Raw genomic sequence first — 687 nt, forward strand, 5'->3', positions numbered from 1 at the left:
TTGGATGATAACCGTTTACACCAACATGCCGAGTCGGCCAACAATCAAATCAAACAAACCGTGGAAAGATTACATCAATTCGACCAACAACAAACAAGTAAACTAGAAGCAACTGCCCAAGACTTATCAAGGCTCAAAAGCACGATCAGCGAGATTCAAACCTTATTCCAAAATGGTAAACTAAGTTTATCAACCTATCAGCCCAACCAGCTCGCCAGTCTGCTAAACAACCCAGTCATTGGTGGCATGTCATTATCACAAGCATACGGCCCAATGGCACTTGGCATGATGCCAGCCTATGCCCCACTTTCATCGATGAACTTTGCCTTTGGAGGTCAGCCGATAAAAGATGTCGAAAAGAATCAATCAACCTTAGGCTGGATTTCGACTGGTTTAGACTTTGTACCAGTTCTTTCTAATATCAAAGCCGGTATCGAAGCCGCCACAGGAACCGACTTCATCACCGGAAGAGAAATCGGCAACCTAGAAAGAACCGCCCTCGTCGCCGCAATCTTCGGTGGACCACTCGTCAAAGGCGGCATCAAAGTCGTGAAGTGGGGAGGAAAACTCTTCAACAAGTTCAAGAATGTCCTCAACCCCAAAAAAGTCAAATCAGTAGTCGATGGCATCTTCAGCAAGGTGACCCAAGGATTTAACGCCTTAAGAAACACAGCCGCTGAATTGACG

1 protein-coding gene is annotated in these 687 nt (G+C 45.9%); it reads left to right on the plus strand.

What is annotated here, in order from left to right:
* Positions 1-687, plus strand: a 687-nt coding sequence (locus tag H9655_RS22285) for a pre-toxin TG domain-containing protein (protein WP_191817420.1), incomplete at both ends; no start/stop codon positions are given.

The organism is Cytobacillus stercorigallinarum (genome assembly GCF_014836495.1).
GTDB classification, from domain to species: Bacteria; Bacillota; Bacilli; order Bacillales; family Cytobacillaceae; genus Cytobacillus; species Cytobacillus stercorigallinarum.